Annotated in this window: 14 protein-coding genes; 1 reads left to right on the top strand and 13 read right to left on the bottom strand. The window is 35.1% G+C overall.

What is annotated here, in order from left to right; all coding sequences use genetic code 11:
- Positions 1-4: 4 nt before the first annotated feature.
- From VB796_RS11020 to upp, 13 genes are all read right to left on the bottom strand, one after another.
- Positions 5-2,122, bottom strand: coding sequence for a bi-domain-containing oxidoreductase (locus VB796_RS11020; RefSeq protein WP_323346597.1), 2,118 nt, complete (start codon positions 2,120-2,122; stop codon positions 5-7).
- Positions 2,123-2,285: 163 nt separating this feature from the next.
- Positions 2,286-3,389: a non-hydrolyzing UDP-N-acetylglucosamine 2-epimerase gene (wecB, locus tag VB796_RS11025; protein ID WP_323346598.1), complete on the bottom strand. Its 1,104-nt coding sequence runs from the start codon at positions 3,387-3,389 to the stop codon at positions 2,286-2,288.
- A gap of 1 nt (position 3,390) precedes the next feature.
- A complete protein-coding gene (locus VB796_RS11030; protein ID WP_323346599.1) occupies positions 3,391-5,226 on the bottom strand; it encodes a glycosyltransferase in 1,836 nt (611 codons plus the stop codon).
- Complete coding sequence (locus VB796_RS11035) at positions 5,223-6,335, bottom strand: glycosyltransferase family 4 protein (protein WP_323346600.1); 1,113 nt, start codon at positions 6,333-6,335, stop codon at positions 5,223-5,225. The genes VB796_RS11030 and VB796_RS11035 overlap by 4 nt, the downstream gene beginning before the upstream one ends.
- Positions 6,336-6,378: 43 nt before the next feature.
- Positions 6,379-7,677, bottom strand: a complete 1,299-nt coding sequence (locus VB796_RS11040; protein ID WP_323346601.1) for an O-antigen polymerase — start codon at positions 7,675-7,677, stop codon at positions 6,379-6,381.
- A 116-nt stretch (positions 7,678-7,793) separates the two neighbouring features.
- Positions 7,794-9,002, bottom strand: coding sequence for a glycosyltransferase (locus VB796_RS11045; RefSeq protein ID WP_323346602.1), 1,209 nt, complete (start codon positions 9,000-9,002; stop codon positions 7,794-7,796).
- The gene (locus VB796_RS11050) at positions 8,999-10,303 is read right to left on the bottom strand and encodes an oligosaccharide flippase family protein (protein ID WP_323346603.1); all 1,305 of its coding nucleotides are present in this window, start codon (positions 10,301-10,303) and stop codon (positions 8,999-9,001) included. Before VB796_RS11050 ends, VB796_RS11045 begins: the two co-directional genes overlap by 4 nt.
- 30 nt (positions 10,304-10,333) lie before the next feature.
- Positions 10,334-11,413, bottom strand: coding sequence for a Wzz/FepE/Etk N-terminal domain-containing protein (locus tag VB796_RS11055; protein ID WP_323346604.1), 1,080 nt, complete (start codon positions 11,411-11,413; stop codon positions 10,334-10,336).
- Between the two features lie 11 nt (positions 11,414-11,424).
- Entirely contained in the window at positions 11,425-13,791 is a 2,367-nt protein-coding gene (locus VB796_RS11060) for an SLBB domain-containing protein (RefSeq protein ID WP_323346605.1), read from the bottom strand.
- A 97-nt stretch (positions 13,792-13,888) separates the two neighbouring features.
- On the bottom strand, positions 13,889-15,022 hold the full coding sequence (gene tgt, locus VB796_RS11065; RefSeq protein ID WP_323346606.1) for a tRNA guanosine(34) transglycosylase Tgt: 1,134 nt from the start codon (positions 15,020-15,022) through the stop codon (positions 13,889-13,891).
- Between the two features lie 287 nt (positions 15,023-15,309).
- Complete coding sequence (mazG, locus tag VB796_RS11070) at positions 15,310-16,128, bottom strand: nucleoside triphosphate pyrophosphohydrolase (RefSeq protein WP_323346607.1); 819 nt, start codon at positions 16,126-16,128, stop codon at positions 15,310-15,312.
- A gap of 50 nt (positions 16,129-16,178) precedes the next feature.
- Entirely contained in the window at positions 16,179-18,623 is a 2,445-nt protein-coding gene (locus tag VB796_RS11075) for a helix-turn-helix domain-containing protein (protein ID WP_323346608.1), read from the bottom strand.
- A gap of 81 nt (positions 18,624-18,704) precedes the next feature.
- The gene (gene upp, locus VB796_RS11080) at positions 18,705-19,349 is read right to left on the bottom strand and encodes a uracil phosphoribosyltransferase (RefSeq protein WP_323346609.1); all 645 of its coding nucleotides are present in this window, start codon (positions 19,347-19,349) and stop codon (positions 18,705-18,707) included.
- Between the two features lie 194 nt (positions 19,350-19,543).
- Here upp and VB796_RS11085 point away from each other — a divergent pair, with 194 nt between their 5' ends.
- Entirely contained in the window at positions 19,544-20,467 is a 924-nt protein-coding gene (locus VB796_RS11085; protein ID WP_323346610.1) for a PHB depolymerase family esterase, read from the top strand.
- Positions 20,468-20,529: the final 62 nt, after the last annotated feature.

The raw sequence follows: 20,529 nt of genomic DNA on the forward strand, positions 1-20,529 counted from the left end.
AAAATTAAATTTTTACCCATGTCCCAAGTTTGAGTGATTCTATTGCCGCCAGACTTGCCTTTGAGGTATTAATGATTTCTTCGATAGGAATAATGGCTTTGCCTCCGTTGTTAATTCGCTCTAAAAATAGCTCAAATTGGCTGAAATGACCTTTATCTTGACTGCGAGACATTCCCGAAGCCTTTGTTCCGAAGTATTCTGACTTCCGAAAATTATCAATAATCAACGTTTTTCCTTGCGAGTAAACCTCAATTCTTTCTTTGGAATAAGCCTTATTTCCATTTGCAAAATAGTTAATTGCCCCTGTTGAACCGTTGCTGTATTTCAACAAAATGGTAGCATTATCGGTATTTTCTTTAGGATTTTGTCCCATTGAATTTATCATAACACTTTCCACTAAACTGCCTGAAAAATAAGTGATTAAGTCAATAAAATGGCAGGCTTCTCCGATGATTCTGCCACCGCCAACGCCCATATTTTGTGTCCAATGATTTTTTGGAATTTCCCCCGCATTCACCGTAATAATCACGTTTATTGGCATATTTGAATTGCCCAATTGTGTCTTTAAATCCACAGAAAATGGCGAAAATCTACGATTAAAACCAACCGTTAAAGTCTTGTTAGATAGTTGATAAGCCTCAATAATTTCTTCTAATTCTGCGTGATTTAGAGCCAAAGGTTTCTCGACAAAAACGTGTTTTTCTGCTCGTAGAGCGTCAATACACATACGAGCGTGCATATCGTGGCGAGTAGCGATGATGACGGCAGAAACTTCTGAATCTCTAAAAATATCTTTGTTATTGGTCGTGGAATAATGAACGCTAAATTTCTTCGCCAACAACGTTCCCGACAATCCCGAAGCGGAAGATAGATACTTAATATTAGCTTTGAGTTTGGTTAAATTGGGTAGAATTGTCGCCTTTGTGAAATTTCCAGAACCGATAATTGCTAAAACATTTTGAGTAGGTTGAAATGAGTGGTTTTGTAAACAAATACTGGTTTGTGAAAGGTCAATATTTTCTGGATATTTCAAAATTGAAGCAATAGATTTTGACTTGCTAATATGGTTGTAAATTTGTTTATAGTCTTGAAAATCAATTGCTTCTGAAATCAATGATTTGACATTTAAACTTCTTTTTGAAATGGCATTTAAAACGGTTTCAAAATTTCGTTTCACCGTCCAACGTACAAAACCAATGGGATAATCTTGCCCATTTTGCTCATAATTATCATCATAACGTCCTGCTCCATACGAGCATGAAACTTGAAATGAAAGTTCTTTTTGGTAAAAATCTGCTCGTTGAAGATTTAAACCAACTACGCCTACCAGCACAATACGCCCACGTTTGCGAGACATTTGTGCGGCTTGAGAAATAAGCTCATTTGAAGGCGTTGAAGCAGTGATAATGACGGCATCAACCCCTATATTTTGTGTAAATTCTTGAGTAATTTTTACAGAATTGATTTCATCAGAAACTATAAAAGCCTGGATTCCTCTGGCGGTTGCGATAGCTACCTTTTCGAGGTCAATATCAAACGCAATGACCTCACAACCATTGGCTTGTAATAATTCGGCGGTGAGTTGCCCGATTAACCCTAAGCCAATTACGGCAACAGTTTCGCCAAAAGTTGGGTTTACGAGCCGAATTCCTTGCAAAGCAATTGCCCCGACAACGGTAAAAGTGGCTTCGTCGTCCGTAACATTTTGAGGAATTTTAGCAACCAAATTTTTAGGCACACAAACGACTTCCGCATGATGCCCGTTTGAAGCCACACGGTCGCCAATATTGAACTCATTTACACCTTCGCCAATAGCAATAATTTCACCAACGTTACAATATCCCAAAGGCAAAGGTTCGGATAATTTTCTAAAAATTGACTCAGCCGTTGGACGAAAACCATCGGTTTTTATTTTATCGAAAACCTGTTTGACTTTCTCGGGTTGTTGGCGTGCTTTTTTGATAAAATTAGCTTTTCCAAACTCCACAAGCATTTTTTCAGTCCCTAATGAAACCAAACTTCGATGCGTTTTTATCAACACACAACCTTTTTTTACTTGCGGAATCGGTATTTCTTCTAAACTCGTTTCGCCAGTTCTTAGGTTTTGAATGAGTTGTTTCATTTTATGATTTGGTTAGTGGAGGATAATAGCACGCAGATGACGCAGATGCCTTCGGCAACGCAGATTTTTGCAGATTTTCAAAACTTCAAAAAATAAATTTCTGAGAAAAAATCTATTAAAATCTGCGTTGCCGAAGGTATCTGCGTTATCTGCGTGCCAATTATTATTTCGTAAATTTCGATACTAAAATCTCAGCGATTCGTTCAGCCGTTTTACCGTCCCAAAGCGGTGGAATTTGTCCTTTTGAGGTTTTTCCTTTCAAAATATCCATCAATTTTTCATGAACCGTCTGTGGATTTAAGTCATCCAAAAGCTGATTTGTACCCATTTCTACGGTTACAGGGCGTTCTGTCGTATCTCTAAAAGTCAAACATGGCACTTGCAAAAAAGTAGTTTCTTCCTGTACTCCACCCGAATCTGTGATGATTAACGAAGCATTTTTCATTAACTGCAAAAACTCTAAATATCCCTGTGGTTTGGTTAAAATGAGGTTTTTGATAGCATTTAGGCGTGTTTCAAGTCCAAAAGTTTTGATGTTTTTAGCCGTTCTTGGGTGAATAGGGAAGACGACTTTTTGATGTTTTACCGTATTTTCAAGGATTGTCAAAATGGCATTTAGTCCTTTTTCAGAATCTACATTAGTGGGTCGGTGCATGGTTACGATTACGAAATTGTTTCGCAGAATGCCTAAATCTTGCAAAATGGAAGTTTGATTCGCTTTTTTGAGGTAATATTTTAGAGAATCAATCATGACATTGCCCACAAAAAATACTTTCTTGTCGCAAATTCCATCACGTTTCAGATTTTCAAGCCCCGATTTTTCAGTAACAAACAAATAATCAGCCATTTTGTCCACCACCATTCTATTAACTTCCTCAGGCATAAGACTGTCTCCACTACGTAAACCAGCCTCAACATGAGCTACTGGGATATGTGATTTTTTAGCCACCAATGCACAGGCAAGCGTTGCACTTACATCGCCCACAACTACCACCAAATCAGGTTTTTCACTTAAGATTACCTTTTCAAATTCGAGCATGGTTTTAGCTGTAACTTCCGTATGTGAACCGCTGCCGATGCCCAAATAATAGTCGGGTTTAGGAATTTGTAATTGTTCAAAAAAGACATCGCTCATATTGTTGTCATAATGCTGACCTGTGTGAACGATTTTGGAAATTATTTTGGGGTAGTTTTCAAAAGCACGATGTAGCGGAGCAACCTTCATGAAATTGGGTCTGACACCGACAATGTTTAGGATTTTTATCATATTAGTGATTTGAGTTTAATTGATATACTCCCACAAAAATGGTGTGCGTATATTTTTTGTGTATGCCTATATAATGGAAGAGTTTGGTGTAAAAATGGGTGTTTGGATAATATTGCAATTCTTTTAATTCAAAGCCTAATTCAAGTAATTCTTTTGAGAAAATATCTGCCTTGACAACCTGTTTGAGATGTGGGAAATAGTCTGGTTTCCCCGTAGTTTTAAAGATATATTTTTCAATTTTTCGATACCAACAATCTTGATTTGGCATGGATATAATCAGAATGCCATTGTCGTTTAATATTTGAGGAAATTGAGCGATAACGTTCTTATAATCACATAAATATTCTAATACACTTGAGCAAATAATTACCTCTTTTTTAGCATATTTTAAATGGTTTTGAAAAGGTAAATTATCTTGTAGAAATGAAAGTGTGTAATTCTCTTGACCGTAATTGTTTCGGCATATTTTAACCATTTTTTCAGAGCCATCAATTCCAGTTACTATACAATTTTTAGTGGCTAAATAATGACTAAAAATCCCTGAGCCACAACCCACATCTAATACGCTCATATCAGGGTGAATATACTTGTTAAAGAGTTTTGTCCAGACTTTATAACGCTCTTTGAATTGTGCTGACTTTTTGTACTTTTCTTGGAATTGTAAAGCCGTTTCAGAGTGAAAGTCAATGGCATTTTGGGGTTTTGCATAGCGTTTTATCACATCAATGAGTAGTTTCAAATGATGTTCTTTTGTATATCTTTCTTGAAAATTTTGTAAAGAATTACAGGATATTTCTTTAAATTTTTTTGGAGAATCAATCAAGTTTTTTAATTGCTTTACGATAGAGTTTGGGTCGTTATATGCTACAAAAACGCCCGATTCATTATGCTCAATCATTTCAGAAATTCCACGATAATTTGTCGTTAAAACCACACAACTATACGCCATCGCTTCAATGATTGCAATGGGTTGTCCTTCATTTTTATAGTGAGTTGGAAGAATGAAAAAATGAGCATTTTTGAGTAATTCTTTTTTAGTTTTCTCCCCAACAATACCATGATATTTTACATGATTAGTTAATTTATGTTTTGAAATAAAATCAAAAAAATGGCGTTCAGCATCGCTTGCATTTTCAAAGCGAATGGCATCGTCATAATGGATAAATTCACCACAAAAATCAGCATGAATGTTGATTTTGAATTGATTTATTAAGATTTCAATGGTTTCTAAAACACTCCAATATCCTTTTGATTCGATAAGATTGGATAGAAATAAAATTTTAATGGGTGTTTTAGGATTTGAAGGCAAAGTTTTGATATTCAGGTGTTTGCCTTTGGTACTCCATGATAATCCATTCAATACAACTTTGATTTTAGAATTTAAAGTTGGAGCGAAGTCAAGCATTTTTCTGAGTCCTTCCGAGAGGACAATAATACAGTTTGCCGAATCCAACATTTTAAGAATCAGCTTTTGAATAATAATATTTTGAGTGTTGTAAAAATTATCATAATTCCCTCCGTGAATGTGTAATACAACCTTACTTCCAAATATTTTTGATAAAATCACGATGGGAAAATCTCTTAAAAAACCTTCTTTCGACTGTGAAATGGTATGATAAACCACATACTTTTTCTGAATAAGTTTTAAAAATAACCTTGCTAAAAGCCCAATATAAATCCAAATTTTGCCTAAAACGCCAATGAAATTTTCATGTCTTTTGCCACTTAATGTTAAAATTTCGCAAGGTAATTGACTGCTAAGACTCTGAAAAGCAATAGTTTGTCCATTGATGGGTGGCGGAAGAATACCAATTAATAAAATTTCTTTATCATTCATTTGAGCCAAGGTGCAGTAGGTTTTATAGAATTTTGATTTAAAGAATGGGCGATACACGTAACTAAATATTTCGTGACGATTTGAATGTTAATATTTTGATTTATTTTTCGTACTTCTTCTGTCATTTCCAACTTTTTGAGAGCAGATAATTCGAAGAATCTTGCCAATTTTTCTGCAAGGTCATTCACATTATTTGCCTCGAAGATTAGTCCATTTTTCTCATTTATAATTAATTCTTTAGCTCCACATTGGTCAGAAACTAATGCTGGAATGCCGCTTTGCAATGCTTCATTTACCACAATTCCCCAACCGTCAAAAATAGATGGAAGAATCAATAAATCTGCTTTAGCAATGTGTTTTGGTACATTTTGGTAGTCAATTACGCCCAAAAGTTCAACTACATTTTGTAAGTTTTTTGTCTTGATGAAATGCTGAATATCGCCTTTCAAAATCCCACTTCCAATTATTGAAAGATGAAACGATTGGTGTGTTTCAAAAAGCTTTTCAATTGCTTCTAACAAAGTGAAAATACCTTTTCTTTCAATTAATTGTCCTATAAAAATCAATGAGAAATAAGACTTTTTGGCGTTTAATTTTAGCGACGTTTTGTGTTTCTGAAAATATCCAAAACGATATATTCTTGGGTCATTAATTCCCAAATTTTTATAATAGTTTGAGGCAAAAATGGAAATGGCTAAAATTCCTTTTGCTTTAAAAATCAAGCGTTTAGAAATTGGAATGAACCCAAAGCAGAGAATGATTTTCTTCAAAAAACTTCGACTTTTAAAAGGATTGGGAGCTTCGGAATATATCAAAAAATTGGCTTGAAACAGATTCAGTAGGATAATAACAAAGAAGAAAAGACTTTCTGCCCAAATGCCATTTACGATATGTGTTGATTTACGATTTTTGAAAATATATGGAATAATTTGCCAAATGGCTAAATCTCGCCCGATGGTTTTTGAGTTAAAAATCTGTTCATTTTCAAAATTCCAGCCGAGATTTTTGCGTGAATCATCATGTGTATCAGCATAAATAACCTCGAACTCATCATAGTATTTTGATAGCTCAGTGAATAAATCATTTTGATAATGGCTTGGCATATTCATCCAAATATGTAGAGACGTTTTGATAATAGCGGTTGTTTAATAATTAGGTGGTTATAGAAATCTTTTTAGTGAAACTTAAAGCACAAACAAAAAATCCAGGCATATTATAGACTGATAAAAACATGAAAATGGCGTTTATTCCGTCTCGATAAACTTGAACTAAAATTGCCATGAAATATAAATAGAGGAATAAGCTAACTGATTGATAATGAGCTTTTTTAATACTATTGTACCAACGAGCAGAGCATTTGGCGAATAAAAATGGAATGATAAGAATGCCTAAATACCCAAAATTTGCGTAAGATTCGCCATAAATGGTAGCGACAGCTCCTAATTCTCTAAGATTTCTGGATGGTGTAGAAATATCTGTCATCCATTGCATTAAAGACGGTTTATCTTCCCAAAATGGTCGTGGAATTGGAGCTAATAATAGCGTAAAATACGTTGAGCCATAATAAAAACTATCGTGCTGGTCTATCAATGTCAGAATAGACGAATACATATCTAAAAACGAAAAGTCAGCATTTGCTCCAATGCCAAAACTCTCCTGATATTCCAAAGAAAACTCGATTAAGTCGCTCAGATTTGCTCCTTGTTGAATGAGTTTGCCAACGTATTTGAGGGGTAAGAAAATGACAACTCCAACTAAAATCAAAATGGCGAATCTTAGAGAAATCCAATTTCGTTTTTGACGATATAAATACAAAAAAAGGAGAAATATACAAGGTGTTAAAATTCGATAACGATGTTGTCCTTGGAAAGCAAGAATAAATAAACAAACGCCAATTATGTACAAAAATGGCTTCTGAAAACCGTAATAAAACACTAAAATCAAGCAACTTAAAATTACCCAATTTTGGGTATTAGCGATATACGAAGAGTCTTGCCAAAGCCCAAAATCTAATTGAGCTTTGCCTAAAAATGGAATGTAGAGTTGGGAGAAAATCCCCCAAATACCTATTGGAATGGTAAAACTTAGTATAGTTTTTAAGACAAGTTTATCTATTAAAATGGCAGATTTCTCAGAAAAACCCTTTGGGATGCGATTGGCTTCTATAATCCAAGCGACAGTCATAGACACAAAACCAATATCTGCTAATATAGTTGCTCTCACAATTTCATGACTTTCTATGACAGAGAAATAGTCGCTTTGTTCGCCTAAAAATACGTTTGCACCATTAATTAGAAAGAAAAGTCGAGCAGAAAAAGTAAAGAAATGAAAAACTAAATAGGTAGGAGCGGGGTGATATATCGACAATTTTGCATATCGGAAAAGCAAAAATGAGCATACCAACAGTACGGTTATATCTATGCTAAAAGCAAAAAATAAACTCTCTTTCATTAGTGGTTAATTGCGTAGTGGATAATTTTTAAAGGCAATTATTAGAAAAAAGTAATAATTGTAGGAGAGAACTAAAACGTAAATTTTAAACGTGTTTTATGCTAAAACTTTGATTTTCAAGACATGATTTGCGTGTTTGAAACAAGTGTTTGGTAAATATTCAAGACTTGTTGAGCATATCCATATCTTTCATTTTCTTGTAAAAAGTGTTTAATATTCGACTTTAATAATTGTCTGTATTCTTCATAACACATTGAAATGATGGATTTTAAAAGAGACTCGGTACACTTTGCTTTACAAACTTCTCCAACTTTATATTTTAGAACATCATCTTTATTGCCCACATTTTCTGTCACAATAACTGGAATATTGCTTGACAATGCTTCTGAAACCGCCAATGAGTAAGCATCGCTGAGGCTTGGCATTATAAAAACATGGTAGCTCGACAAAATAGCTAATAGTTCTGTATTTGGGATTTTTCCTAAAAAACGGATATTGGAAACGTGTCGATATTTCTTGAAAATCGAATATTGAGAAGGCTCTATTTCACCGATTACATCCAATGAAAAATTCTTTGAAGGTAATTGTTTCATTGCTTCAAAAAGGTATGTACAGCCCTTTTCAATAGAAATTTTTCCTGTAAAAACAAGTTTTAGTGGTTCGCCAAATGCCCTGAAATATCCTCTTCTTTCTTTTGTTTGAGGAGTAATTTGAAGTCCAAAACTTGCTATAAAAACATTTGCTTGAGGTAAATATTGCCTATAAATTTGAGCCAAATATTCAGATGGAACAACAATGTTTTCGGCAGTTTCGAGAGAGGCTATATCTCGTTCTCTACTCTTGTAAAAATGTGATTGTTTGAATGATAATCCCAGTTGATTATACTCAGGTTCAAGAAGTTCACAAGCATAGTCAGGGTGAGTGGCATACACGTCAGCAAGTAGTTTCGTTTGCGGGTTTGACGTTTTGAAGGATTCAATAGCTCTATAACAGTAAACAGGCCAATAATGAATGATGTCAACTTTATCCGTTTGTTTTTCAAGGATATTACGATAAAAATATTCAGAGATTTGGTTTTCTATTTTGTAATAATCAAATGGAAAACGTTTTTGAAGGAAATGTAAAAGCCTATGAAAAGCTGTAAATTGGTATGAAATATCAACGCTGGAATCAACCGTTTTTACGTAAGGCTTCCATTTGTTGAGCAAGGAATTCTTTTTGAAAACGCCAAAGGTATGATATTGTATATGAAGGTCAGATTGTTGACTAAGACGGCTATATAAATTAATAGAATGGTCTGGTCGAGCTAATAATAAAGTTTTCATTGTATTCGTAGAATGATATTTTTCAATCTTCTAAGATAATAGTTTATTTCCTTTTTAGAAGTAAATAATAAATTTTTATAATGAATTCCTTTTTTATTACAGAAGAAAACAAGCCCTATAAATTGCCCAAAATAGGCAAAAGAGATAGCGATTGATATACCAATTAACCTCATTGATTCTATGAGTAAGTAGCTTGAAATCAAAGAAATAAGCATTCCTGAAAGTTCTACAATGCTAATGACTTCTGGAAATCCCATGCCCTGAATACCTCCTGCCAAAACAGTTTTGGCATTAATAAATATACTGCCAATAATTAATAGTTGACAAATAGTGATTGATTCAGCATATACAGAACCAAAGACAAAAGGTATTACAACGTCGAGGCTCAAAGCAAATAGGATGTGAAAAGTTAGACTAAAAATCCAGTATGGTTTAAATAAGATAAGTGTACTTTTAATTTGTTCTTTTAGCGTTTCTTTTCCTGTTACTGTTGGAACAATAATCGTTCTGACTGCATTGGCAAAAACTCCTGTAAAACCTGCTACGCTTGATGCTACGGTGTAAATACCTAAATCATGGCTGTTGAAAAAACCACCAATTAAGAACTGGTCAATTCTGGAGTTGGCTAATTGGGCCACATCACCAAACCAGACTTTTGCACCATATTTTAGTAATTCACGAGTATGTTGAGATTCGTATTGAACCGAGAAATGATGAAGAATTAACCGATACAGAAAGTAAAAAGTAATGACGAAAAAACAAGATTGGAATAAGATTTGTAGATAAACGAGATTTGTAATAGACAATACATTGCCAATTTTTAAGACAATAATGCCCAAACAATATCCTGTTGGAACAATACATTTCAACATATTGGTTATCCTAAAAAACGCTCCTCCTTGAAGCATATAGTTGGCATACATTCCCACCAAGCCCAATGGAATTGTTAGTAAATACAGATGTCCTAATTGAATGATGTTGGGAGGATATTTTTGAAGATAAATTTCAATAATTTCCCAACCCAGTAACATCCCGATAAGACTCTGAACTGAGCCAATAATGATGAGACTATTCCAAAGACTATGTTTGTTGATGTTGGGTTTTGCCGAGAAATATACCGTAGCTGATGAAAGTCCGAAATTAACAAAATACTGTAAGATAGCTGGAATGAGAATGATTGCTGCAAAGACTCCACGTTGGCTTGGACCTAACCAACGGGCTAAAATAATAGAGCCAACCAGTCCGAGTATAGCAGTCAGAAGGTTGGCTCCAATATTTTGTATGATATTTTTAAACTTCACGAAAGGTGGTAGAAAACGCTTTCTTTTGAATTATCCTAAGAAACCTAATTCCTTATAATTTCTTGCCAAAACAACAAATATAGAAAGAATTAATCCTAAAAACGCAAATCCTAAAACCATAACCGAACGCTTAGGTTCGCTCTTCTTTACTGGGATTTGGGCTGGTTCAAGTACTTTAAAGATTGGTGTTTCACGATGAACTTTAATTTTTGCTTCTTCCAACTGTTTTGCCAGTTCAGAGTAAAGATTATACGATAAATCTACTTCATATTGAAGCTTTTTCCCTTCGTCTTTAGCAATATTCAAGAACAAACTTTTATTGCGGTCTTGATAACTTGAGTAAGAGAATAGAGCATTGTCATATCTTCTTTTAGCTTCATTTAACCTTTCTTCTAAAAACTTAATATCTTTTAACGTCTTCTCTGTACGATAATTCACCACATAATCAGTCAAATAATCTTGGCAATAACGAACAATAGTAGCTGCAATAACTGGGTCTTGCATTTTCGCAGAAATACTGATTACACCTGTTTTTTTGTCTAAAGTAGCACCTACTCGTTTTTGTAAATCCTTAATAAGATTATCTTGTTTTTTATTAAGGTGAATTGTTTCGAGAGGAATGTTTTTTGAATTAATCACTGGCATATCTTTATCGCTATCTTCGGATTCTCCAAAGATTTTAGTTGCCAATTCCTGTTTTTTATTCTCTTCCAAGAAGGCACTCATTGTCATTTTTCGTTTATATTTTGAAACGAAAATCTCAAGATTTAATACATCCATTAGAAAAGGTGTACTTTGGATAATATTTGGATATAAATCTGGACGAACAGCTTCTGTTGAGCTTAAACTACCTAAATCAACGCCTGCTAAACCTGCCAAAGACTTAAATTTGCTAAGTCCACCAGCACCATCTTTAGACTCCAATTCTGGAAGTATTTGTACCTGCGAAGAATATTCATTTGGAATATTAATGGCAATAAATATTCCGAGTAATGCGGATATAATTGTGACAATTAAAATTGTCCACTTTTTCCTTGAAATGACATTGAATATTTTACTAATATCAATGGTCATTTCAGCGTCATTATTTTGTAGTTGATTCGTTTCCAATTGATTAGTAATTATTTTAAAGCATTAAGAATGTTGATGACAATTAAAGAAATAGAAGATATTCCTCCTAAAATGGCTACTTTTTCTGCGGTAGATAGTTTTTCATTAACGCTTTTATCAACAGAAGGAACGATGATTTCTGCTCCTTGCTCTACTTTTGGATAAGTAGTGAAAAATAAAAATGTCTTTGTTCTATCTGAAAATCCATTGGCATATTTTACAAATACTCTACGTTTGGCTGCATTCTCTGTAAAACCTCCTGCTTGTGATACATAATCTCGAATACTTAAATTAGAACGAAAAGGGACTGATACTGGATTTAATAATTCCCCTGTAAGTTTTATTGTTTCTAACTCTCTTGGGATAAAGAGTTTATCACCTTGTATTAATAATAAATTTTCTTTAACCTCTGGGTTTTTTAGAATTATAGATAAGTCGATGGCAATTTTTGTGCTATCTCTACTAAAACTCGCTCCTTTAGCAAATGCACCATCTTTTAGTCCACCCGCCAATTCGATTAAGTCAGTAATTCTTTGTTTCTTATCTTTAATCGTAAAAGCTCCAGGAAACTTCACTTCTCCCTCGACAACTACTGTTTTTTGATTTACATATCTTGGTGCTTTTCTGACGTAAATTTTATCAAAAGGCTGAATGATAGTTTGTGCATCTAAAGGGCTAATTTTAAGGTCTTTATCAATATCAAATGACTTTATGATTACATCTTGATTGGGTTCAAGTCCTAACGTGTCATCTTTTACTCTGCGAGCTAATTCTATTTTTGCATAGCTTGCTCCATCATTAAAACCATTAGCTAATACAATTACATCGGCAAGCGTTAGTCCATCAACGTAGTCATATTTACCTTGTTTATTTACTTCTCCACTGATAGAGATTAGTCTTTTTTCACGTAAGTTTTTAATACTTTTGATGAAAATTACATCTTCTCTTTTTAATGGAATATCATCAATTTCGCCTTTCATAAGTTTTCCTAAATCAAATGCGATGATAAGTGGGTCACTATCTCCTTTTTGACGATTTATCGTTGCACGATTCATGAAAGCATCTTCTTTTAGCCCTTCTGCTTTTTTGATAAGCTCCTTCACTGTAGTAACTCCTGATTCTAAAGCATACTCTCCACTTCTAAAAATCGCTCCATTAATTTGAACTCTGTTTTCAAAACGTTCCAAAATTTCACCAATAGTATATTTGTCTCCTCTTTGAGGGATGAAGGTTGCAACTTCGTCTTGTGTAATATTAAGTAGCTTCAATTCTTTGGCTGTATTTCTTCTCAAACCAATTGTGTAGGTATATGCTTTATCAGTAAAACCTCCTGCAAAACGTAAAACGTCTTTTAGTGTTTCTGTTTTTTCAACCTCAAAAATCATTGGACGTTTAACTTCTCCTACTATTTCAACACGAGTTTCATAATCTGCAATTCTGATTATGTCTTGGTCTTGAAGACGAATATTATCTTTTTGGTCAGCACGTAGAAGAAAATCATACAAATCTAAAATCCTAACTACTTTATTATCTCTAATCACTCTAATATTACGAAATGAACCATTTTCGGAAGGTCCACCAGCAGCATAAAGAGCATTAAATACGGTCGCTAAAGAAGAAACAGTGTATGTGCCAGGTTTGACTACTTCTCCAGTAATCGTTACCTTAATACTTCTAACATTTCCTAATGTAATTTGAGCAGAAACGCCACTTCCAGGCATATTGATACCTTGATAAAGTTGACGAAGTCTTCCCACTATTCTTTCAGATGCCGATTCAATGGTTAATCCATTGACATAAATTGGACTTAAATTCAGAATTCTTACAGTACCTTCTGGACTAACTTTTACTTTATAGTTATCTAAGGCATTACCGAAAATATCAATATTCAATTCATCATCTGGACCTAATTGATAGTTGCGTGGAGTTGCAATTCTTAAATCGGGTTCAAACGATAAACTTCCAGCAGCAAACATAGACATACCAAATACTTTTGATGCTTTATGAATAACTTTTAAGCTATCTGCATTGGTACTATCTGAATAAACATTTGTTTTAGTAGTTTTACGAGCAACCGAAATATCAGACTCGTTTGTCATTTTACCTTTGTTTGTGAGAACAGTACTGAGTCTTTCTCGCATTTTGGCTACGTCGGCAGGAGTATATCCTTGCATAATGGCAGCTTTTTCTATTTGAGCTTCGCTCATGCCGCTATCTTTTGCCTTTTGTAAAAATGCAGAAACTTGTTCGTCAGTTAAATCGTCAACTTTTGTTTTCTGTGAGAAAGCATTTATTGTAGTTAATGACAATAATAGGAAGAATGCTAATTTGGGGAAAGATAAAAATATCTTCGGAGTATTTTTTTTGAAACGGGTCATTTTCAGGTTTAATTTTCTGAATGATTAAGTTTGTTAAAAATTATATGCAAAAGTAGGGATAATTCTTGGTTTTATACAATATTGAGTTATCAAGCGGTTACAGTCTTTGCATCAGCTTTATAACCATTTTGTCTTTCCAAACTCTGAAAGTACCTGCTATAATTTGTTCTCTTGCTTGTTGAACTAACCATAGATAAAAAGTTAAATTATGAACACTACAAATCATTGCTCCAAGCATTTCGTCAGCTTTTAACAGGTGCCTTACATAAGCTTTTGTATAAAAATTGCTAACGTAACTATTTAATCCTGAGTCGATTGAAGAATAGTCGTCTTTCCATTTCTCGTTTTTCATATTAATTGTACCTTCAGTGGTAAACAACATTCCATTACGGGCATTACGGGTTGGCATTACACAGTCAAACATATCAATACCTAAAGCAATTCCTTCTAAAATATTTGCAGGTGTACCAACGCCCATCAGATAGCGTGGTTTATCTTTCGGTAAAATATCCGTTACCATATCGGTCATTTCATACATCATTTCGGCGGGTTCACCAACGGATAAACCTCCGATAGCATTTCCCTCTCTTTCAAAACTGGCGATAACTTCGGCCGATTTTACTCTTAAGTCCTTATAGACACTACCTTGCACAATTGGAAAGAGCGTCTGGCTATAACCGTATTTAGGTTCAGTTTTATCGAAATGGTCGCAACAACGCTTAAGCCAACGGTGAGTCATTTCCATGGATTCACGAGCGTATCCATATTCACAAGGATAAGGTGTACATTCATCAAATGCCATCATAATATCAGCTCCAATGGTTCGCTGAATATCCATAACCCCTTCGGGAGTAAAAAAGTGTGTCGAGCCGTCAATATGAGATTTGAAAGTAACGCCTTCTTCTTTAATCTTACGCCCAGTGCCTGCCAATGAATAAACTTGATAACCTCCCGAATCCGTTAAAATGGGTCTATCCCAACCATTGAATTTATGTAATCCACCAGCTTTTTCAATAATATCCAGTGTCGGACGAAGGTATAAATGGTAAGTATTCCCTAAAATAATTTGGGCATTAATATCCTCTTTAAGTTCTCTTTGATGTACCGCTTTTACAGAACCTGCTGTTCCCACAGGCATAAAGATTGGTGTTTGAATTTGTCCGTGGTCGGTAGTGATAACTCCTACTCTTGCTTTAGAATTGGGGTCAGTTGTTTGTATATCGAAAGTCATGCTTCAGTTATTCGTTATTGGTTATCAGTTATTGGTTGTTAAGTATTTGGAATAAATAAATTGATATTGTGTAGGGGCGTATCGCATACGCCCACATCTCGACTTTTTGGGCGTATGCGATACGCCCCTACGTCATGATGACAATATTTAATATTATTAATTAATTTGTTATTCTTACTTACCTCTTTAATTTAAGAATGTTTTGTCGTAATTTTTGTATTGTTTTCATACGCATAGCTCTTCAATGTATTATCGTTGTCGTAGTAATTCTCTTATTGTATAAAAAACTACAACCGCTTCGCCTCTTCCCAATACACATCCATTTCAGCCAAAGTCATTTCGGGTAGGGTTTTGCCTAATTCTTTTGCTCTTGATTCTAAATGATTGAAGCGTTTGATGAATTTTTTATTGGTGCGTTCTAAAGCCGTTTCTACGTTGATGTTGATAAAACGGGCATAATTGACCAATGAAAACAGTAAATCCCCAAATTCTCCTTCGGCTTTTTCCACATTGATGGCTTCGTTATCCACAACATTAAATTCATTTTTGAATTCCTCCATTTCTTCCTCTACTTTCTCCCAAACTTGCGATTTTTCTTCCCAGTCAAAACCCGCACCACGAGCTTTTTCTTGAATTCGCATGGCTTTTACCAAAGCTGGCAAAGAAGCAGGCACGCCTCCCAAAACTGATTTATTCCCGCCACCTTCTTTAAGTTTAATGGCTTCCCAATTTTGCTTAACTTCTTGCTCGTTTTCAACTTTCACATCGCCGTATATGTGCGGGTGACGGTGGATGAGTTTTTCGCAAATGGCATTCAACACATCGGCAACGTCAAAAGTATTTGTCTCCGAAGCAATCTTTGAATAAAACACCAAATGGAGCATAATATCGCCAATTTCCTTCTTGATTTCCTGCATATCGCCTTCCATAATGGCATCCGAAAGCTCGTAAGTTTCTTCAATGGTTAGGTGTCTTAGACTTTCGATGGTCTGTTTTTTATCCCACGGACATTGCTCACGGAGTTCATCCATGATAGTCAGAAGGCGGTCAAAAGCCATTAATTGTGACTGGCGTTTTTCGGGTAAATTATTGAAAGTTTCGTTCATTTTCTTGTTGTTATTTCACAAATATAAAGCTAAAAATCAAGCATTTTAACTCAGTCAGCACCGATTGAAGCACCCACCAAACGGATTTCTCCGTAGCTATAATCTGCTCCTAAAGCCTCTTTTAAAGCAGAACCTTTCAAGTCGGGATTTTCCAACATGAATTCTCGAATAGTTTTAATTTTTTGATTATCCATAATATCACTCACTTCCAAAAGTCCTTTTTTAACGAATTCTCCAAGATGCCCTTCAATCGTGGATGCGGACAAATTCCGTATTTCGGCAATTTGTGTAATGGTTTTTCCTTCTTTGAAATAATTGTAACTCAACTCATGCGTCGAACCTTTTACGATAGCTTTCTTGACTGGTTTATTTTCTCTTACAATGTTACTGGTTTCAATGCCGTTTGTCTCACAAAACTCGTTGATGATGTCTAAAATTTCATCGCCAAATTGTTGTACTTTTATTTTTCCTAAACCGCTGATTTTAGCTAAATTAGCCTTATTTCTGGGCATTTCATCTGCTAAACTTTGCAGGGCTTTTTGTGCTAAAACCATGTATTTTTCAATGTTTTTGTCGTTGGCAACGCTATCTCGCCAAACTCTCAACAGATTGAATAAATCGGTACTGCTTCCACTCGTTTCAGTTGTTTTTTGACTTCTAAATAATCTTGCTTTTTCTGCTTCAAAATCAAGGGTAATATTGGCTTTTGTGGTTAAATAAAGGGTTGAATCAAAGCCCTGTTGATTGCTTTTTAAGAGCATTAATTTCTCAAAAGTATTCTTTAAACTCTGCTCCCAAAGCTTTGAAACATTGTTTCTTGTTTCTTTGTTGTCGCAAGCTAAATCAATGTTTTTGAGGGTGTTATAAGCCGATTCTTGTAATTTATTGGCAATGTAAACGCTTCCTTTTTTGATTCTTTCTTGCAATTCTTCATTTTCTTCGGGCAAGTCAGTTTGTGCCATCAAAAATTCTAACTGCCTTCTGAATTTTTCAATTATGGTATCAATTTCAACGTTGTAATTTTCTAAAATAGATGTAACATTTTCAAAAGTGCTATTGGCAAATTGGTCTTTGACTGGTTCGAGATTTTGGTGAAGATAATGCAAGCCAATTTTAACAGCCTTGAAATCAAATAAATCCAAAATCCAGTCGCTTTGCGTGCGTTTTTTGGCTTCTACCAAAGCTAAATCTGATAAATCTTGTTTGTCCGCTTCTTGGTCAAAAACGGCAATGGTACTATCTGATTTTACGCTTTCGGGTGTGATGGGCGTGCTAAGAACCAAACCTTCAAAGGTTTTGCAACGACTCAATGCCACATAAACTTGCCCGTGTGCGAATGACGAAGCGGCATCAATAATGGCTCTATCAAAGGTTAAGCCTTGACTTTTATGAATGGTAATTGCCCATGCGGTTTTGATAGGAAATTGACTAAATGTACCAATCGTGTGTTCTTGCATGGTTTTGGAATCGTCCAAAACGTATTTGATATTGTCCCAACTGACTTTTGAAACAATGATTAATTCCTTTTCATTGGGGCATTTTACCCAAATTAACTCTTCGTCAATATCGGTTATTTCGCCTAATTTTCCGTTAAAATATCGTTTTTCAAGATTGGAATCGTTTTTTACAAACATGACTTGAGCACCTACTTTTAGCTCCAAATTCAGTTCGTTTGGATACATACTTTCTGGAAAATCGTCGGTAATTTCAGCCGTGAAAGTATATGTTTTTCCCTTCAATTCACTCAATTTTATCGCATTGATATTGGCTGCGGCTCGGTTGTGACTGGTCAGCGTAATGTACTTTTCATCATCTGGGTATTGAAAATTTGGAATGTACCGAGAGTTCAACAAGCGTGTACTGTCAGCATCCAATTTCTTATCACGAACTTTATTGAGGAGGTCGATAAATTGTTCATCGGCTTGTCGGAAAATATGCGTTAGCTCAATAGTAATGAACTGACTCTGTGCAAGTGCCTTACTTTCAAAGAAATATACGCTTTGATAATAAGGGCGGAGTAAGTCCCATTCATCTTCTTTTATCACAGGCGAAAGTTGGTGCAAGTCGCCAATCATGAGTAGTTGAACACCGCCAAAGGGCAAATTACGGTTTCGGTATCGACGAAGCACTTCATCAATGGCATCCAAAACGTCGGCTCGCACCATACTAATTTCATCAATTACCAAAAGGTCAATGGCTTTTATTGCTTTGATTTTTTCATTACTAATTCTTCTCTCGGCGGGTTTGTTGTCGGGAATATTAGGGCCAAAAGAAAGTTGAAAAAACGAGTGAATCGTCACACCTCCAGCATTAATGGCTGCTACGCCCGTTGGGGCAACAATTACAATGCGTTTGGGCGATTTTGCCTTGATATTTTTGAGAAAAGTCGTTTTGCCAGTTCCTGCTTTACCCGTCAGAAATACATTTTTGTTAGTAAAACGAACGTACTGGTCTGCAAGTTCAAGGCGAGAATTTGATTGAAATGTGGGTTTCATTTTTTGTTTTAGATGTATGTGAATAAGTAACACAGACTTCAGTCTGTACTTTAATACTTACAGACTGAAGTCTGTGTTACTTTATAATTTCTCTCCATAAGCCAAATCACCAGCATCTCCCAAACCTGGAACAATGTAGTATTTACTATTTAGTTTTTCGTCAATTGTTCCAAGAAATAACTCAGTATTTGGCAAGTTTTCTTGTAGGAATTTAACGCCTTCAGGAGCAGCAATTGCTGATACAATGATAGTTCTGGCAGGTTTTCCGTGAGCCAATAATGCTTCGTAGGATTTTAAAAGTGATTTTCCCGTTGCCAACATGGGGTCAATCATAATGATGGTTTTGTCGCTCAAATCTGGACAGGCTAAATAATCCATTTGTATATCAAAAGTTTCATCGGCACGATGTTTGCCACGATATGCTCCGATAAAAGCATTTTCTGCTTTGTCAAAAACATTTAAAAAACCTTGATGAAAAGGTAAACTTGCTCGTAAAATAGTTACTAAAACAGGTTGTTGACTCAATAAATGCGTAGTAGCAATTGCCAAAGGTGTTTGCACCGTTGCGGGTTGGTACGGAAGCAATTTGGAGATTTCGTAAGCTAAAATTTCTCCCAGACGTTCCATGTTTTTACGGAAACGCATCGAGTCATTTTGAATAGTTACATCTCGCAATTCTGCCATAAAATGGTTGGCTATTGAGTTGGTTTCTGTAAGTACGAACATACGGCAGGAGTTTGTGAATATGATTACAAATATACAATTTGGCTTTTACTAAGTGTGTTAGAGATTCGTTTATGTTTTGATTTTTAGAAGACAAAATGTCAAATCTCGCCTGATAATTGCAAAAGTTATCTTATTAAAATAAACTTTTGACACAAAGCAAAGTCTAATCCACAAAACATAATTTAAACCCTCAGATGAAACAAATACTCTTATCTATTGTAAGCCTTATGATGTTACTTACAGGCTGCAACAAAGCAAACTCTACAAACCCAACGCCTACTACCTTGAGAGTAGAAGGAAGTATGACTGTTGATGGTAGATTACGAACCTACTTGATTAATTTACCTCCCAATTATGACGAATCAACTGGTTTTTCATTGGTGCTTGCCCTACATGGAGGAGGTGGAAAAGCCTCACAAATGGAAAGCGATTATTTACTGACAGAAAAAGCCAATAGTGCTAAATTTGTCATTGTGTATCCAGAAGGAGTACAAAGTGATGGGGCTTTGGGTGCAAGAACTTGGAATGCAGGTACTTGTTGTGACTATGCCGTAGAGAAAAAAATTGATGATGTAAAGTTTATCAGTCTATTGATTGATGAATTATTGAAGAAATATCCCAAAATCAACCCAAAGAAGGTTTATGCAACAGGGATGTCGAACGGTGCAATGATGTCTTATCGTTTAGCTTGTGAACTTTCTAATAAAATTGCGGCAATTGCTCCAGTGGCAGGAACACAGGCAACTACGCAACCTTGTAAACCTTCAAGACCTGTGCCGATTTTACAAATACATTCAGAATTAGATGAAAAAGTGCCAATGGGTGGCGGAATTGGAATTTTTGGATTTTATTTTCCTCCAATTCAGAATGGATTAAATACTTGGGTTGCCAATAATGGATGTAATACAACTACTAAAACCGTGACTAATTTTACCAAATATTCAATTACCAAATGGGGAAGTTGTAATAATAGTAGTATAGAGTTTTATCTCACTTACGACGGAGGACATTCATGGCCTGGTGGCTTGCATAATAGAACAGCGGCTGATGCTCCATCAACGGCAATTAATGCGAATGATTTGATTTGGGCGTTTTTTCAGAAGTATCAATTGCCGTAGAAAATTAGAGTATGAAATTATAAAAAGTCCTAAGTAAGAAGTAATGGGAATTGCCTATCAAG

Source organism: Arcicella sp. LKC2W, from assembly GCF_034931005.1.
Classification (GTDB): domain Bacteria; phylum Bacteroidota; class Bacteroidia; order Cytophagales; family Spirosomataceae; genus Arcicella.

What these genes read in the sequence shown, in the direction of transcription:
- VB796_RS11020 (WP_323346597.1), bottom strand. Translation starts at nt 2,122, where the DNA reads ATGAAACAACTCATTCAAAACCTAAGAACTGGCGAAACGAGTTTAGAA.
- tgt (WP_323346606.1), bottom strand. Translation starts at nt 15,022, where the DNA reads ATGACTTTCGATATACAAACAACTGACCCCAATTCTAAAGCAAGAGTA.
- VB796_RS11030 (WP_323346599.1), bottom strand. Translation starts at nt 5,226, where the DNA reads ATGAATGATAAAGAAATTTTATTAATTGGTATTCTTCCGCCACCCATC.
- VB796_RS11075 (WP_323346608.1), bottom strand. Translation starts at nt 18,623, where the DNA reads ATGAAACCCACATTTCAATCAAATTCTCGCCTTGAACTTGCAGACCAG.
- wecB (WP_323346598.1), bottom strand. Translation starts at nt 3,389, where the DNA reads ATGATAAAAATCCTAAACATTGTCGGTGTCAGACCCAATTTCATGAAG.
- VB796_RS11040 (WP_323346601.1), bottom strand. Translation starts at nt 7,677, where the DNA reads ATGAAAGAGAGTTTATTTTTTGCTTTTAGCATAGATATAACCGTACTG.
- VB796_RS11060 (WP_323346605.1), bottom strand. Translation starts at nt 13,791, where the DNA reads ATGACCCGTTTCAAAAAAAATACTCCGAAGATATTTTTATCTTTCCCC.
- mazG (WP_323346607.1), bottom strand. Translation starts at nt 16,128, where the DNA reads ATGAACGAAACTTTCAATAATTTACCCGAAAAACGCCAGTCACAATTA.
- upp (WP_323346609.1), bottom strand. Translation starts at nt 19,349, where the DNA reads ATGTTCGTACTTACAGAAACCAACTCAATAGCCAACCATTTTATGGCA.
- VB796_RS11085 (WP_323346610.1), top strand. Translation starts at nt 19,544, where the DNA reads ATGAAACAAATACTCTTATCTATTGTAAGCCTTATGATGTTACTTACA.
- VB796_RS11045 (WP_323346602.1), bottom strand. Translation starts at nt 9,002, where the DNA reads ATGAAAACTTTATTATTAGCTCGACCAGACCATTCTATTAATTTATAT.
- VB796_RS11035 (WP_323346600.1), bottom strand. Translation starts at nt 6,335, where the DNA reads ATGAATATGCCAAGCCATTATCAAAATGATTTATTCACTGAGCTATCA.